Source organism: Micromonospora sp. NPDC005707 (assembly GCF_040631005.1).
Taxonomy (GTDB): Bacteria; Actinomycetota; Actinomycetes; order Mycobacteriales; family Micromonosporaceae; genus Micromonospora.
Genome location: NZ_JBEXYR010000003.1, coordinates 88,500 through 102,961, shown reverse-complemented (window position 1 = coordinate 102,961; position 14,462 = coordinate 88,500). Strand labels below are relative to the sequence as shown.

The window sequence follows — 14,462 nt, the reverse complement described above, 5'->3', positions numbered from 1 at the left end:
CTGGTGTCACGTCCAGCCCGTGCCGTGCAGCTCGGCGAGCACCGCCCCGGCGGCCCGCCAGCCGCTCGCGAGGGCACCCTGGATGGACGGGGTGTCCCGGTGGTCGCCGGCGACGAAGAGCCCGTCGCCGAGCGTGACCGGCTTGCGCAGCCGGCCCTGCGGCGGTGGCGCGGCGGGCAGGGCGTGCGGCACCGACACGGTCGCCAGGTGGGTCCAGTCGGCGGTGGAGCGCCCGTAGAGGCGGTCCAGTTCGCCGCGGACCAGCGGCTCGGCCGGGGCCTGCGGGCCGACCACCGAGGTGGCGACCAGGTGCTTCCCGGCTGGCGCGTAGGTGGGCGCCGCGTTGCTGACCACCACCGTGTTGGCGACCAGTTCGCGCCGGTCCCCGTCGAGCAGCAGAATCGGCTCGGCCAGCGGCGGGGTGTCGGTGCTGTGGTAGTAGGTCGTGTAGCTGTGCATGCGTACCCGTTGGAGCCGGGGCAGCAGGGTGGCCGCGGCCGGCGGATCCGCGGCGACCACGACGGCGCGGCAGGTGATCTCGCCGGTTGGGGTGCGGACCCGGCCCGGCGCGACCTCGGCGACCGGGGTGTCCAGGTCGATCAGCTCGGCGGGCAGCGGCCCGGCGACGGCCCGGGGCAGCGCGGCCATGCCCCGGGCGGGCAGCCCGATCCGGCCCCGGGCGAACGCCCGCAGGAGGACGGCCAGCACGTGGCTGGAGGTGGTCAGCTCGCGGTCGAGCAGCACGCCGGACAGGAACGGCCGGAGCAGTTCCTCGATGAACGCGGCGGAGAGCCCGGCCCGGCGCAGCGCGACCTCGCTGGTGGTTTCGGGTGCGTTGAGCAGCCGGCCGATCGGCAGGGTGGCGCAGCCGGTGGCGAGCGCGGCGAAGCGCAGCCGGTCGACCAGCGAGCCGATGCCGGCGGACACGGTGCCGGGCGCGCCGGCGGGGTCGCGCAGCGGGTTGACCAGGCGTGCCAGCCGGTCGCCGCGGCGCACCAGCACCCCGGGGGTGAACCAGCCCAGGTCGAGGGCGTCGAGGTCGACCAGGCCGCCGAGCCGCGGGTAGGCGGTGTTGAGCACCTGGAAGCCGCGGTCCAGCAGGTAACCGTCGACCTCGTCGGTGGCGACCCGGCCGCCGAGCCGGTCGGCGGCCTCCAGCAGCCGCCAGGGCACGCCGGCCCGGTGCAGCCGGCGGGCGGCGGCGAGGCCGGCCAGGCCGCCGCCGACGATGACCACGTCCGTCTCAGCGGGCATGCTCCACCTCCGCCCCGGCCCGGTCGCCGTTGCGGTTCGTCCGGGACAGCCGGCCCGGCCACCAGATCTTCGGCCCGATGTCGTACGCGAGCGCGGGCACCAGCAGCGACCGGACCACGATGGTGTCGAGCAGCACCCCGGCGGCGACCGCCACGCCCAGCTCGACGAGCACCACCAGCGGCAGCACGGCGAGAGCGGAGAAGGTGGCGGCGAGCACGATGCCGGCGGAGGTGATCACGCCGCCGGTGACGGCCAGGCCGGTGAGCACCCCGGCCCGGGTGCCGCGCCGGACGGATTCCTCGCGGACCCGGCTCATCAGGAAGATGTTGTAGTCGATGCCGAGCGCGACCAGGAAGACGAACGCGAACAGGGGGAACGACTGGTCGACCCCGGGGAAGTCGAGGACGTACCGGAAGATCAGCGCGCAGAGGCCGAGCGTCGCCAGGAACGACAGCACGACCGTGGCGATCAGCAGCACCGGGGCGAGCAGGGCCCGCAGCAGCAGCGCCAGGATGACCGCGATGACCAGCAGCACCACCGGGATGATGACGTTGCGGTCGCGGGTGGACGCGTCGGCGGTGTCCACGTTGATGGCGGTGAAGCCGCCGACCACCGCGTCCGCGCCGGGCACCCGGTGCACCGCCACGCGCAGCTCGCGGACGGCGCGTTCGGCGCCGTTGCTGTCCGGCGGGTCGGCGAGGGTGGCCTCCAGCTGCACCCGCCCGTCGACCACCTCGGGCGGCCCGGCCGGTCCCTGCCGGCTGAACGGCCGGACCGAGGACACCCCCGGTACGCCCTGCGCCACCTGGGCGACCTGCTGGGCGGCCGCCTGGTTGGTGAAGATGGTGGCCGGGCTGCCGGTGCCGGCCGGGTAGTGGCGGGCGATCACCTCCTGACCGGCCACCGAGTCGGTGCGCTGGGTGAACAGGTCGGACTGGCCGAGGGTGGTGGCGCCGAGCTGGGTCACCCCCAGAGCGAGCGCGGCCAGGACCACCGCGGTGACGATCCAGACGGTACGGGCGCGGCGCGCCACGAAGCCCGCGGTCCGCCCCCAGATGCCGTGTTCGGTGCGCGGGTCGGCGTGGTCGAACCCGGGTCGCCGGGGCCAGAACGCCCACCGTCCGCCGAGCAGCAGCAGGGCGGGCAGGAAGGTCAGCATCACCAGCAGGGTGGCGGCGATGCCGACGGCGCTCACCGGGCCGAGCGCCCGGTTCGAGTTGAGGCTGGACAGCAGCAGGCAGAGGAGGCTGACGATGACCGTGGCGCCCGAGGCGATGATCGCCGGGGCGGCGCCCTTCCAGGCGGCCCGCATGGCGTCCCACGGCCGCTCGTGCCGGTGCAGTTCCTCGCGGTAGCGGGCGATGAGCAGCAGCGCGTAGTCGGTTCCGGCGCCGAAGACGAGGACGGTGAGGATGCCCTGGGCCTGCCCGTTGAGCTTGACGACGTCGTTCTTGGCCAGGACGTAGACCACGAGGGAGGCCAGCGAGTACGACATCCCGGCGGCGAGCAGCGGGAAGACCCAGAGCACCGGGCTGCGGTAGACGATCAGCAGGATGACCAGCACCACGACCAGGGTGACCAGCAGCAGCGGTCCGTCGATGGCGGTGAACACCTCGATGAGGTCGGCGAGCAGGCCGGCCGGGCCGGCCACGTCCACGGTGAGCCCGTCCCGATCGGTGCCGGCGATGTCCCGTAGCCGGTCGACCACCGCGCCGATCTGTTCGCCCTCGGCCGCGTCGATCGGGACGACCACCTGTACGGCCTGCCGGTCCTGGCTGACGATCGGCGGCGGCAGCGGGCCGACGACGCCCGGCAGCTGGGCGAAGCGGGCCGCCTCGGCCTGGATCCGCTCCTGGTCGGCGGCGGTGATGCCGGAGGTGCGCTCGTAGACGACGAGCGCCGGGGTCGTCTCCCGGTCCACGAATCCGGCGGCGAGGTCCTGCGCCCGGGTGGCCTCGGCGCCGGCGGGCAGGAAGGAGGCGTTGTCGTTGGTGGCGACGTCGCCGAGCTTCCCGGAGTACGGCCCGGCGAGGCCGCCGACGACCAGCCAGCCCAGCACCACGACGACCGCGACCAGCGTCGCGGTCCAGCGACTCCGCCCTCCGGCCATCCCGACCACCCTCGAATCGACGCAGCAATCGACGCAGCGCGAGTCTAAGTCGACATCGACCATCCTGCCGGGCAACCAGCACCGCCGGGCGAAAACCACCCGACGCGGCGCGAGGGGCGACACAACGGGAAACGCCCGTCGGCGTGGCCGACGGGCGTTGTGGGTGTTGCTCCCCCGTTTGGACTCGAACCAAAAACCTGCCGGTTAACAGCCGGCTGCTCTGCCAATTGAGCTACGGGGGACCGTAGGTCACCCGGCTGCGGATCTCTCCGCGCCGTGCGACGGGGACAAGAGTACAGGACATCGGGGGGTGGTGCGCCAGGGGGTTACCCGACTTCCCCCACCCGGCGACCACCCTCGGAGCGCTCTCAGAATATCGGACAAATCGCCATCTCGGCACAGGGAGGTATGAGCGGAGAGCAGGATGGGTAGTTAGCCGCCGACAGAGAACGCAGGCGCGAGAAGGTCGCTCCCGCCCGGGATCACCCGGTCGGGATCGGCGGCGCGTCAGGTACGGAAGGAGCCGCCATGCGCGGAAAGATCATGTTTCTTGGCGGGCTGGCTGCGGGATTCGTCCTGGGCGCCCGTGCCGGCCGGGAGAAGTACGAGGAGCTGGTGGTCCGGGGCCGCAAGGTGCTCGACCACCCGACCGTCCAGGAGGCGGCGGGTGTCGCGCAGGCCCAGGCGACCCGGCTCTACTCGGAGGGCAAGGACAAGCTGGGGCAGACCAAGCTCGGCGAGAAGCTGGGCACCGGCAACGGCAACGGCGGCAAGCCGGGGCTGACCGAGGCCGACAAGCCGTTCGCCGGCACGCCGGCCACGGTGGGCGCCAAGTCCGGCTCGACCGGCACGGGTTCGACCAGCTCGACCAGCTCGTCGACCACCAAGTCGTCCGGCACGAGCACCAACCTCTGACCCACCCGGAAGCGGGCCGATCGCCATTGGCGACCGGCCCGCTTCCGTCTGTCCGAACAAGATCGTGTCCGACTTTCGCTCATTCTAAGCAAAAGTGACAGCGGTTCAGCTAAAACTTTTGCCGTCAGCCTCTTCTCTTTGATCCCGAGCGCAAATATCGTCTCGCATAGAACCTGGCCAGGCTCTCGTCACCTTCCAGCGACCTCCTCAGCCTCGTCCCGGCGCTGAGGCGGACCCGCCCGACCAGAGCGAGGTTCGATGCGCAGAAGACCGTTCGGCCGCAGGGCCGCCGCCCATCTCAGCGTGCTCACTCTCGTCGCCGCGACGCTCGTCGCGACGGCGGAGCGGGCCCCGACCCCGGCGCAGGCGGCGCCGGTGCTCACCGCCCCCGCACCCAACAGCAACGGCATCCAGTACAAGGTGCTCGTCTTCACCCGGTCGGCCGACGGCAACAACGCCGCTACCGCGGCAGGCGTGCAGGCCGTCCAGCAACTCGGGCGGGAGCGCCGCTTCACCGTCGAGGTCACCAACGACCCGCGCAAGTTCGACCAGCCCCACCTGAAGCAGTTCCGGGCCGTCGTGTTCCTGAACACCGCCGGCGACGTGCTCAACGACACCCAGCAGGCCGCCTTCGAGGCGTACTACCGCGACGGTGGGGGCTTCGTGGGGGTTCACTCCGCCATCGAGGCCGAGCCGGACTGGTCGTTCCTCACCAACCTGCTCGGCACCCGAGCCACCGGCGCGCCGACGGCCGCGAGCCGGGCCACCGTCACCGTCGCCGACCGGGTCCACCCGGCGTCGGAGACGCTGCCGCAGCGCTGGTCCACCACCGACCGGTGGTACAACTTCGCGGCCAACGTCCGGGGCGTCTCGCACGTCCTGGCCACGGTGGACGAGAAGACGTACGCCGGCGGCAGCATGGGCTTCGACCACCCGGTCACCTGGTGCAAGGACTACCAGGGCGGCCGCTCGTTCTACACCGGACTGGGCGCCACCCCGGCGAGCTACGACAGCGCCGACCTGCGGGCCCACCTCGGCGGGGCGATCCAATGGGCGGCCGGCGTCACCGACGGCGACTGCGGCGCGACCGTGCTGGCCAACTACCAGATGACGGTGGTCGGGGCGCAGCCCAACGTCAGCGAGCCGATCGGCTTCGACGTCCTCCCCGACGGCCGGGTGATCCAGACCGACCGGCGCGGCGGCGTGCGGCTGCACGACCCGGCGACCAACGAGACCACCGTGCTGGCCCAGATCCCGGTCTACACCAACAGCGAGGACGGGATGTACGGCCCGGCGGTGGACCACGACTTCGCCACCAACAAGTGGGTCTACCTCTACTACGCGCCCCCGCTGGACACCCCGACGGGCAGCGCGCCGACCACCAGCACCGACCCGGCCGCGTGGGACCAGTGGAAGGGCTACTTCCAGCTCTCCCGGTTCAAGTTCGTCGACGGGGAGACCCCGTCGCTGGACGTGAGCACCGAGCAGAAGATCCTGCAGGTGCCGGTGGACCGGGGCGCCTGCTGCCACGTCGCCGGCGACATCACGTTCGACTCGGAGAACAACCTCTGGCTGGTCACCGGGGACGACACTCCGGCCGGCGGCGGCGGGTCCGGCGGCTTCTCCCCGCACAACGACTCGGTCAGTGCCACCGGCGTCTACCAGGCCCCGTTCGTCGACGCCCGGCGCAGCGCGGCCAACACCAACGACCTGCGGGGCAAGATCCTGCGGATCACCGTCGGCGCGGACGGGTCGTACACCGTCCCGGCGGGAAACCTGTTCCCGGCGGGCACGGCGAAGACCCGCCCGGAGATCTACGCGATGGGCTTCCGGAACCCGTTCCGGATCACGCTGGACAAGAACGACGTCGCCTACATCACCGACTACTCGCCGGACTCCTCGGTCGCCCAGGTGGGCCGGGGTCCCGCCGGCACCGGCCGGATGATGGTGGTCGACAAGCCGGCGAACTACGGCTGGCCGATGTGCGTGCAGCCGAACCTGCCGTACATCGAGATGAACTGGACCACCAACCCGATCTCGCCGGTGGCCCCGTTCGACTGCGCGGCGCCGAAGAACACCTCGCGGCACAACACCGGCCTGACCGACCTGCCGCGGGTGGAGAAGTCGGAGCTGTGGTACTCGTTCCAGGCCCCGACGCCCTGCCCGGAGTCCTACCTGTCGACTCCGACGCAGACCTGCCCGGTGCTCTTCCCGGAGCTGGGCACGGGCGGCGTCGGCCCGCACGGAGCGGCGAAGTACGACTTCGACCCGGAGCTGAGGTCGGAGACGAAGTTCCCCGAGTACTACGACGGCGCGATCTTCTTCGGTGAGTTCACCCGGGACACCCTCAAGGAGATCCGGCTGGACGACCAGGGCGACATCCTGAAGATCAACAACGTGTTGAACTGCGGGCAGGCGCCCACCACACCGGCGAAGCCGTTCCTCTGCGACAACCCGATGGACATGCGCTGGGGCGCGGACGGCAACTTCTACCTGCTGACGTACGGCGACGGGTTCTTCAACGTCAACCCGGACGCGGCGATGCTCAAGTTCAGCTACGTCAAGGGCCTGCGGGCGCCGACCGCCGTGCTGAACGCCACCCCGACCAACGGCCGGGCGCCGCTGACCGTCGGTTTCTCCAGCGACGGCTCGAAGGACCCGGACCCGGCCGACTCCATCTCGTTCGCCTGGGACTTCGACGGCAACGGCACCACCGACTCGATCGATCCGAACCCGTCGTTCACCTACACCGCCAACGGCGTCTACACCGCCCGGCTCACGGTGACCGACTCCAGCGGCAAGAGCGCGTCGGCGAACACCACCATCACGGTCGGCAACACCGCGCCGACCGTCACCGTCACGACCCCGCTGGAGGGCGGCTTCTTCAACTGGGGCGACGACATCCCGTGGACGGTCACCGTCACCGACCCGGAGGACGGGCCGGTCGACTGCGGCAAGGTCGAGGTGACCTTCGTGCTCGGCCACGACAGCCACGGGCACGGCGAGGCCAACCAGTTCGGCTGCTCCGGGGTGCTGCCCACGGACGCCGACGACGCCTCGCACGGCGGCTACATCTACGGCGTGGTCAGCGCGTCGTACACCGACCGGGGCGCCAACGGCCAGCCGGCGCTGACCACGGTGGACCAGCAGATCATCCAGGCCAAGCGCCAGGAGGTCGAGTTCGCCACCGAGGAGTCCGGCACGACGGTCGGCACCACCACCGACACCGGGGGCGGGCAGCAGCGCGGCAGCCTCGACCCCGGCGACTGGATCGCGGTCAACAACACCGTGAACCTGAGAAACATGGAGTCGGTGACGCTGCGCACCTCCGGGGGCAGCGCCGCCACCGCCGGGCAGCCCCGGTTCGGCGTCCAGTTCCGGCTGGACTCCCCCACCGGCCCGCTGCTGGCCACGGCCACGGTCAACGCGACCGCCGGCAACAACGCCTTCACCAGCACCACCGTGCCGGTGAGCGACCCGGGCGGGACGCACAGGCTCTACCTGGTCCTGACCACCGTCCCCGGCGGTCCGGCCGGCGGCTTCGGCAACCTCAACTGGGTCGAGTTCACCGGCCAGGGCATCGGCGTCACGCCGTGACGCCGAGGTGGGGCCGCCACCCGGCGGCCCCACCCCATTCTCTCCCTTCCACACCATCCAGCACCGTCAGAAAGGCAGTCAGCACATGAACGACACATCGCACGGCATGAGCCGTCGCCGGGTGCTCGGCACCATCGCCGGGGCGGCGGGCGCCGTCGCCGCCGGCGCCGCCGGGCTCGCCCCGTCGGCCGCCTTCGCCGGCAACGGGGTGCTCGTCCCGACCGGCAAGCGGGGCATCATCCTCTACAGCGTCCGCGACCGGATCGGCGCCGCCCCGGACGCCACCGGCGTGCCGTACGGATTCGAGCGGGTGCTCGCCCGGCTCGCCGAGATCGGCTACAAGGAGGTCGAGTTCGCCGGGTACACCCAGCACACCTCGATCCTCGGCCGGCAGATCACCCCGGCGGAGATCCGCAAGATCCTGGACGACAACGGGCTGCGTGCCAACGGCTCGCACGCCTCCGTCCCGAGCACGGTCACCCCGGACACCATCGCCGCGTTCGAGCAGACCCTCGACACCGCCGAGATCCTCGGCATGACGCACATCGGCACCGGCAACGACCCGACCGGCAGCAACTACAAGGCCGACTGGGACGCCGCCGTGGACCGGTGGAACACCTTCGGCGAGATGGCCGCCGCCCGGGGCCTGAAGCTCTACACGCACAACCACGATGCCGCGTACGACTTCCTGCGCGACAGCGGCCCGCTGGACGCGCAGGGCCGGCCGACCCGGTCCTCCGGTGTGCGCAAGCTGGAGTACTTCATCGCGCGGACCAACCCGGAGTGGGTCTGGTTCGAGATGGACATCTACTGGGCGCACGTGGCCCAGCACCGGTTCCGCAGCTACACCGACCCGGACGGGGTGACCCAGACCAAGGTCTTCGACCCGCTGGCCGTGGTCGCCGCCCAGACCATCCGGTTCCCGCTGTTCCACGCCAAGGACGGCACGTACGACCCGAACACGGCCGCCGGCTACGCCATGGTGCCGCTCGGCGAGGGCGACATCGACTACGGCACCTTCTTCGCGAACATGGGCGCGAAGGGTTACCACAACCCGATGTGGGAGCAGGACAACGCACCGGGCGGCGCCGCCGACCCGGGCCGGTCGCTGCGCTACGCGGAGATCAGCTACCAGCACATGTCGGGTCTGCGGGGCTGACGGACTCGACACCGGATCGCAGGGGGCCGCACCGGGGAACCGGGGCGGCCCCCTCGCGTCACACGGTCGTGACGCCGGTGTGGCACATTCGGGGGGAGGTGATCGTGATGACGATGGTCGGACCGGAGACCGCCGACCAGGCGCGGCTGCTGCGCCTGCTGCGCGACGACGGCCCGCGCTCGCGGGTCGAACTGGCCGACGCCCTGGGCCTGCCCCGGGCCCGGTTCACCGCCGAGGCGGACCGGCTGGCGGCGCAGGGCCTGGTGGAGACCGCCGGGCCGGCCGCGTCCCGGGGTGGCCGGCGCTCGTCGCTGCTGCGGGTCGGCCGGCAGGTGCGCTTCGGGGCGGTGCGGGTCGGCGACGGGCGGCTGGCGGTGGCGCTCACCGACGGCGAGTTGACCCTGCTCGCCCGCCACGACGAGCCGGTGGACGTGCGGCTCGGCCCGGAGGTCGTTATCGGCCGGGCGATCGAGCTGCTCGGCAAGCTGCGGGCCGAGTCCGGGCTGGCCCGGCTGGCCGGCGTCGGAGTGGCGCTTCCCGCGCCGGTCGCGGTCCGCGACGGCGCCCCGGTCTCCCCGCCCGCCCTGCCCGGCTGGCACCAGTTCCCGGTACGCGACACCATCGCCGCCGAGCTGGGCTGCCCGGTGCAGGTGGACAACGACGCCAACGTGATGGCCCTGGGCGAGCGGCACGCCGGCACCGGCCGGCCGTTCGAGGACTTCCTCTACGTGAAGCTGGGCGACGCGGTGGGCTGCGGGCTGGTGCTCGGCGGGGCGCTGTACCGGGGCGCGGCCAGCGGCGCCGGGGACATCGGGCACCTCCAGCTCAGCGAGGACGGGCCGCTCTGCGGGTGCGGCAACACCGGCTGCGTCGAGGCGTACTGCGGGGATGCCGCTCTGGTGCGGGAGGCCGTGACGGCCGCGCGGGCCGGGCGCTCGACGGCGCTCGCCGACCGGTTGGCCGCCGCCGGGGCGCTCACCGTGGCCGACGTGGCCGCGGCGGCGACCGCGGGGGACGCGGCCGCGCAGACCCTGGTCCGCGACGCCGCCCGCCGGCTCGGGCAGGTGCTGGTCGGCCTGGTCAGCTTCGTCAACCCGGCCATCGTGATCATCGGCGGGGCGGCACCCGGCATCGGGCCGGTCCTGCTCGCCGAGATCCGGGGCGTGGTCTACCGGCGCTCCACCCCGCTCGCCACCGGCAGCATGCCGATCGTCCTGTCCGACCTCGGCGACCGGGCCGGCCTGGTCGGCGCGGCCCGGCTGGTCAGCGACCAGGTCTTCGCCGCCCGCTGAGGGGAGCGGCGGAGGCGACGCCGACCACCATCGTCACCGTGCCGCACCGATTCGTCTCCCCCACTCCGCACCGGCGGCGGACCGTCCGTCTCGGCGCTACGAACTTGATGACGCAGGTGACTCACCCGCCGACCGCCCGGGTCACCGCCCGGCGGAGCGGACGAGTCGTTCACGCCATCAAGTTCGTAGCGGCCGACGAATCTAGTCCCGGCTGGTGGAGAAGGCCGCGTCGAAGGCGGCGGACGGGGCGTCGAAGGCGAGCCGGCGGACGAACTGGAGCGCCTCGGGTGCGCCGACCAGGCGGTCCATGCCGGCGTCCTCCCACTCGATCGAGATCGGGCCGGTGTAGCCGATCGCGTTCAACGCGCGGAAGCAGTCCTCCCACGGCACGTCACCGTGGCCGGTGGAGACGAAGTCCCAGCCCCGCCGCAGGTCCGCCCAGGGCAGGTGGGAGGAGAGCCGGCCGCGGCGGCCGTCCCCGGTGCGCACCTTCGCGTCCTTGCAGTCGACGTGGTAGATCCGGTCGGCGAAGTCGAAGATGAAGTTGACCGGGTCAAGCTCCTGCCAGACGAAGTGCGACGGGTCCCAGTTCAGCCCGAACGCGGGGCGGTGGCCGATCGCGTCCAGCGCCCGCTTGGTGGTCCAGTAGTCGTAGGCGATCTCGCTGGGGTGCACCTCGTGGGCGAAGCGCACACCGACGGAGTCGAAGACGTCCAGGATCGGGTTCCACCGGTCGGCGAAGTCCTGGTAGCCGCGCTCGATCATGGCGGGCGGGACCGGCGGGAACATGGCCAGGGTGTGCCAGATCGACGAGCCGGTGAAGCCGACAACGGTCTTCACCCCGAGCTTCGCCGCCGCCCGGGCGGTGTCCTTCATCTCCTCGGCGGCGCGGCGGCGTACCCCCTCCGGCTCACCGTCGCCCCAGATCCGGGCGGGGAGGATGTCCTGGTGCCGCTCGTCGATCGGGTGGTCGCAGACCGCCTGCCCGACCAGGTGGTTGGAGATGGCGAAGACCTGGAGGTTGTGCTTGGCGAGGGTGGCCCGCTTGCGGTCCACGTACGACTCGTCGGCGAGCGCCTTGTCGACCTCGAAGTGGTCACCCCAGCAGGCGATCTCCAGGCCGTCGTATCCCCACTCGGCGGCGAGCCGGCAGACCTCGTCGAACGGAAGATCGGCCCACTGGCCGGTGAAGAGCGTGATGGGTCGCGCCATTGTCCTTCTCCCCTGTCGTGATGGGGGGATTCCGTAGCGGACCGGGGCGAGGGCGACCGGGTGCCGGCGACCCCGGCGGGCACCGGTGGACGCGATCGCGTCTGGGCCCGACGGGTTGCGCCTCCCGCCGGGTCACCGGCCACCTCGCGGTCGCCGCCCTCACTCTAGGTCGGCCGCGGCCGGCGCGGAAGGGCCGGGGACGGTCAGGCCGGCTCCGCCTCGTCCTCGGGGGCGGGCAGCTCGGCGTGGACCAGCCAGCCCCCCTCGGGGCGCGGGCCGGCGTGGAAGGCGCCGCCGACCGACTCGGCCCGCGTCCGCAGGCCGGCGGTCGGAATGGCGGGCCCGTCGCCGCGTAGCTCGACGGTGAGGCCGGCCGGGTCGTAGCGCAGCCGGACCGCGACCGCCGCGCTCGGCGCGTGCCGGCGCGCGTCGGTCAGCGCCTCCTGGATGATCCGGTACGCGGCCACGTCGACCGCGGCGGGCAGTGGGCGGGGCTGGCCGCCCACCCTCCAGCGCACCGGCCGGCCGGCGGCGACCTCGTCGATCAGCGCGTCCAGCCGGGTGAGGCTGGGTGCGGGCCCGGCGGGCGACGCCGACGGCTCGACGCGGCGCCACACCCGCGACAGGGCGGCCCGCAGCACGTCACCGACGCTCGGGCGCGCCCGGGCGACCCGACGCCACCGCTCCAGGCGTCCCACACGGTCAAGGTACGGCAGCACCCCGGCGGCGGACCGGGCGGATCCCGCAGGTCGCCCGGTCCGCCGCCGGCGCCGGTCAGGGCAGGGTCCACTTCTGGTTCGCCGCGGCAGTGCAGGTCCAGAGGTGTACGGGGGTGCTGTCGGCGGAGTTGTTGCCGGAGACGTCCAGGCACTTGCCGGACTGCGGGTTGCGCAGCGTGCCGTCGGCCTGGGCCGACCAGTTCTGCGCCCCCGTGCCGTTGCACGTCCAGAGCTGGATCTTCGTGCCGTCGGCCGAGCCACCGCCCGAGACGTCCAGGCACTTGCCGAGCGCCCGCACGGTCGAGTTCGGCGTCACCGTCCAGGTCTGCGCGGTGCTGCCGTTGCAGGTGTAGAGCTGGATCTGGGTGCCGTCGGCGGTGGCCCCACCCCGCACGTCGAGGCACTTGCCGGCCAGGCCCCGGACCGGTCCGGTCCCGCCCCCACCGCCCCGGACCAGGGTGAAGTCGTCGACGTCGTACAGGCCGGAGCCGGTGCCGGCGAAGGTCAGCCAGACGGTCTGGCTGCCGGCCGGCACACCGGCCAGCGCGGTGCCGACGTCCGCGAAGGTGGTCCAGCCACCGGTGTTCGGCACCGCCACCTGGCCGAGCACGGTGCCCGTCGGGGAGCCGGTGCGGAGCTGGAGGGTGCCGCCCGGGCCGCCGGAGACCACCCGGGCCCGCAGTGCGGTCACCCCGGTCAGGTCCAGCCCCTGGTACGCGGCCCAGTCGCCCGGGTCGACGTACCCCAGGGTCTGCCCGCCGTTGGCGCCGGCCTTGGTGAACGGGGTGACCCCGCTGGCCGAGCTGAACGCCTCGGCCTGCACGGTGGTGTTGCCGGTCGGCGGGGTGGCGCCCAGCTCCTTGATCCGGATGTTGCGGAACGAGACGTCGTCACCGGTGCCGTGGTTCTGGATGCCGACGTGGCCGGCGAGCGAGCGGGCCGGGTCGGTGTTCGTGAAGTCGTTGATCTTCACGCCGTTGAGGAAGACCTGGAGCCGCTCGCCCTCGACCAGCAGCTCGTAGGTGTTCCACTCCCCCGCCGGGTTGAGCGCCGCGTCCCGGGCCGGCAGGTCGGCGGACTTGAAGGTGTAGACCGCGCCGGTGGTCCGGTCGGGGCTGTCGGTAGGGTCGATCTGGATCTCGTAGCCGTTGTCCACCGCCGACCAGGGGTCGCTCGACGGCGGGAAGCCGATGAAGACGCCGGAGTTGTCGTCGCCGGCGAGCCGCCAGTCCAGCTTGAGCGAGTAGTTGGTGAACTGCCGGGCGCTGTACCAGTAGAGGCCCATCCCGCCGACCGAGGTGAGGGTGGCGTCGGTGTTGGTGAAGCTGCCCGGCCCGGCCTGGGACCAGCCGGTGGTGGCGCCGTTGTAGAGCGGCGCGTAGCCGGTCTCCGGGCGGCAGTCGGCCTTGCTGCGGCCGGCCGCGTACCGGATGCCGCCGAGCAGGTGGGCGCGGAACGCGGGGTCGGCGTAGGACGCCTGGGTGTGCCCGCCGCCGGTGTAGAAGGACCGGCCGCCCGCGTACGTCTTGCACCAGGCGTGCGGGTGGTCGCCGCCCATCGAGCCGCCCGAGTACGACGACTCGTCGAGGGTGGCCAGCACGTGCGCGGTGGACCGGGCGTTGGTGCGGTAGTTGTACCACTCGTCGGTGCGGTTCCAGGTCTGCGGCAGGTGGGCGGTGGCGGCGTGCGCCCGGTCCTCCACCTTCACGTTCGCCGGCTGGATCGCCGGGTGGGAGGCGAACCAGGCGCCGACCAGGTTGCCGTAGAACGGCCAGTCGTACTCGGTGTCGGCGGCGGCGTGCACGCCCACGTAGCCCCCGCCCGCGCCGATGTACGCCTCGAAGGCGGTCTGCTGGGTGGGGTTGAGCACGTCGCCGGTGGTGTTGAGGAAGACCACCGCCTCGTGCCGGGCCAGGTTGGCGGTGGTGAACTGGGCGGCGTCCTCGGTGGCGGTGACGGTGAAGTTGTTCGCCGCGCCGAGGTCGCGGACGGCCTGGATGCCGGCCGGGATGGCGTCGTGCCGGAAGCCGGCGGTCCTGGAGAAGACCAGCACGTCGTAGGGGGCGTCGGCGGCGGCCGCCGGGGTGGCCGGGGTGGTGCAGGCGAGGGTGGCGAGGACGGCGGTGGCCGCGCCGAGGGCGGTGCGGAGGAGTCTCATGTCGCTCTCCAGGGCCGGACGGGGTGCGGGGCCGGCCACCCGGCCC

9 protein-coding genes and 1 tRNA gene are annotated in these 14,462 nt (G+C 72.7%); 4 read left to right on the top strand and 6 right to left on the bottom strand.

The genetic code is table 11. The annotated features are described in order from the left end of the window. Positions 1–6 precede the first annotated feature (6 nt). The 3 genes from ABZ452_RS05655 to ABZ452_RS05645 all read right to left on the bottom strand — a co-directional run bounded on the left by ABZ452_RS05655 (position 7) and on the right by ABZ452_RS05645 (position 3,606). Positions 7–1,254, bottom strand: a complete 1,248-nt coding sequence (locus tag ABZ452_RS05655) for an FAD-dependent oxidoreductase (RefSeq protein ID WP_357939289.1) — start codon at positions 1,252–1,254, stop codon at positions 7–9. Then, positions 1,244–3,364 carry an MMPL family transporter gene (locus ABZ452_RS05650; RefSeq protein WP_357939287.1) on the bottom strand — a complete coding sequence of 707 codons (2,121 nt, stop codon included), beginning with the start codon at positions 3,362–3,364 and terminating at the stop codon, positions 1,244–1,246. The genes ABZ452_RS05655 and ABZ452_RS05650 overlap by 11 nt, the downstream gene beginning before the upstream one ends. A gap of 169 nt (positions 3,365–3,533) precedes the next feature. After that, positions 3,534–3,606 (bottom strand) — tRNA-Asn (locus tag ABZ452_RS05645). Positions 3,607–3,892: 286 nt separating this feature from the next. Here ABZ452_RS05645 and ABZ452_RS05640 point away from each other — a divergent pair. The 4 genes from ABZ452_RS05640 (at position 3,893) to ABZ452_RS05625 (ending at position 10,327) form a co-directional block, all read left to right on the top strand. Beyond that, positions 3,893–4,279, top strand: a complete 387-nt coding sequence (locus ABZ452_RS05640; protein WP_357939285.1) for a hypothetical protein — start codon at positions 3,893–3,895, stop codon at positions 4,277–4,279. A 258-nt stretch (positions 4,280–4,537) separates the two neighbouring features. After that, complete coding sequence (locus ABZ452_RS05635) at positions 4,538–7,876, top strand: ThuA domain-containing protein (protein WP_357939283.1); 3,339 nt, start codon at positions 4,538–4,540, stop codon at positions 7,874–7,876. Between the two features lie 85 nt (positions 7,877–7,961). Then, a complete protein-coding gene (locus ABZ452_RS05630) occupies positions 7,962–9,035 on the top strand; it encodes a sugar phosphate isomerase/epimerase family protein (RefSeq protein WP_357939281.1) in 1,074 nt (357 codons plus the stop codon). A gap of 107 nt (positions 9,036–9,142) precedes the next feature. Continuing rightward, positions 9,143–10,327, top strand: coding sequence for an ROK family transcriptional regulator (locus ABZ452_RS05625; RefSeq protein WP_357939279.1), 1,185 nt, complete (start codon positions 9,143–9,145; stop codon positions 10,325–10,327). Positions 10,328–10,528: 201 nt separating this feature from the next. Here the strand turns inward: ABZ452_RS05625 and ABZ452_RS05620 are convergent, their stop codons facing one another. From ABZ452_RS05620 to ABZ452_RS05610, 3 genes are all read right to left on the bottom strand, one after another. Beyond that, on the bottom strand, positions 10,529–11,539 hold the full coding sequence (locus ABZ452_RS05620) for a sugar phosphate isomerase/epimerase family protein (RefSeq protein WP_357939277.1): 1,011 nt from the start codon (positions 11,537–11,539) through the stop codon (positions 10,529–10,531). A 203-nt stretch (positions 11,540–11,742) separates the two neighbouring features. After that, positions 11,743–12,237 carry a hypothetical protein gene (locus ABZ452_RS05615; protein ID WP_357939275.1) on the bottom strand — a complete coding sequence of 165 codons (495 nt, stop codon included), beginning with the start codon at positions 12,235–12,237 and terminating at the stop codon, positions 11,743–11,745. Between the two features lie 76 nt (positions 12,238–12,313). Then, positions 12,314–14,416 (bottom strand): ThuA domain-containing protein, encoded by a 2,103-nt coding sequence (locus ABZ452_RS05610; RefSeq protein WP_357939273.1) that lies wholly within the window; start codon positions 14,414–14,416, stop codon positions 12,314–12,316. Positions 14,417–14,462 lie beyond the last annotated feature (46 nt).

Excerpts from the sequence above, each read along its gene's own strand:
- ABZ452_RS05655 (WP_357939289.1), bottom strand. The coding sequence starts at position 1,254 with ATGCCCGCTGAGACGGACGTGGTCATCGTCGGCGGCGGCCTGGCCGGC.
- ABZ452_RS05650 (WP_357939287.1), bottom strand. The coding sequence starts at position 3,364 with ATGGCCGGAGGGCGGAGTCGCTGGACCGCGACGCTGGTCGCGGTCGTC.
- ABZ452_RS05640 (WP_357939285.1), top strand. The coding sequence starts at position 3,893 with ATGCGCGGAAAGATCATGTTTCTTGGCGGGCTGGCTGCGGGATTCGTC.
- ABZ452_RS05635 (WP_357939283.1), top strand. The coding sequence starts at position 4,538 with ATGCGCAGAAGACCGTTCGGCCGCAGGGCCGCCGCCCATCTCAGCGTG.
- ABZ452_RS05630 (WP_357939281.1), top strand. The coding sequence starts at position 7,962 with ATGAACGACACATCGCACGGCATGAGCCGTCGCCGGGTGCTCGGCACC.
- ABZ452_RS05625 (WP_357939279.1), top strand. The coding sequence starts at position 9,143 with ATGACGATGGTCGGACCGGAGACCGCCGACCAGGCGCGGCTGCTGCGC.
- ABZ452_RS05620 (WP_357939277.1), bottom strand. The coding sequence starts at position 11,539 with ATGGCGCGACCCATCACGCTCTTCACCGGCCAGTGGGCCGATCTTCCG.
- ABZ452_RS05610 (WP_357939273.1), bottom strand. The coding sequence starts at position 14,416 with ATGAGACTCCTCCGCACCGCCCTCGGCGCGGCCACCGCCGTCCTCGCC.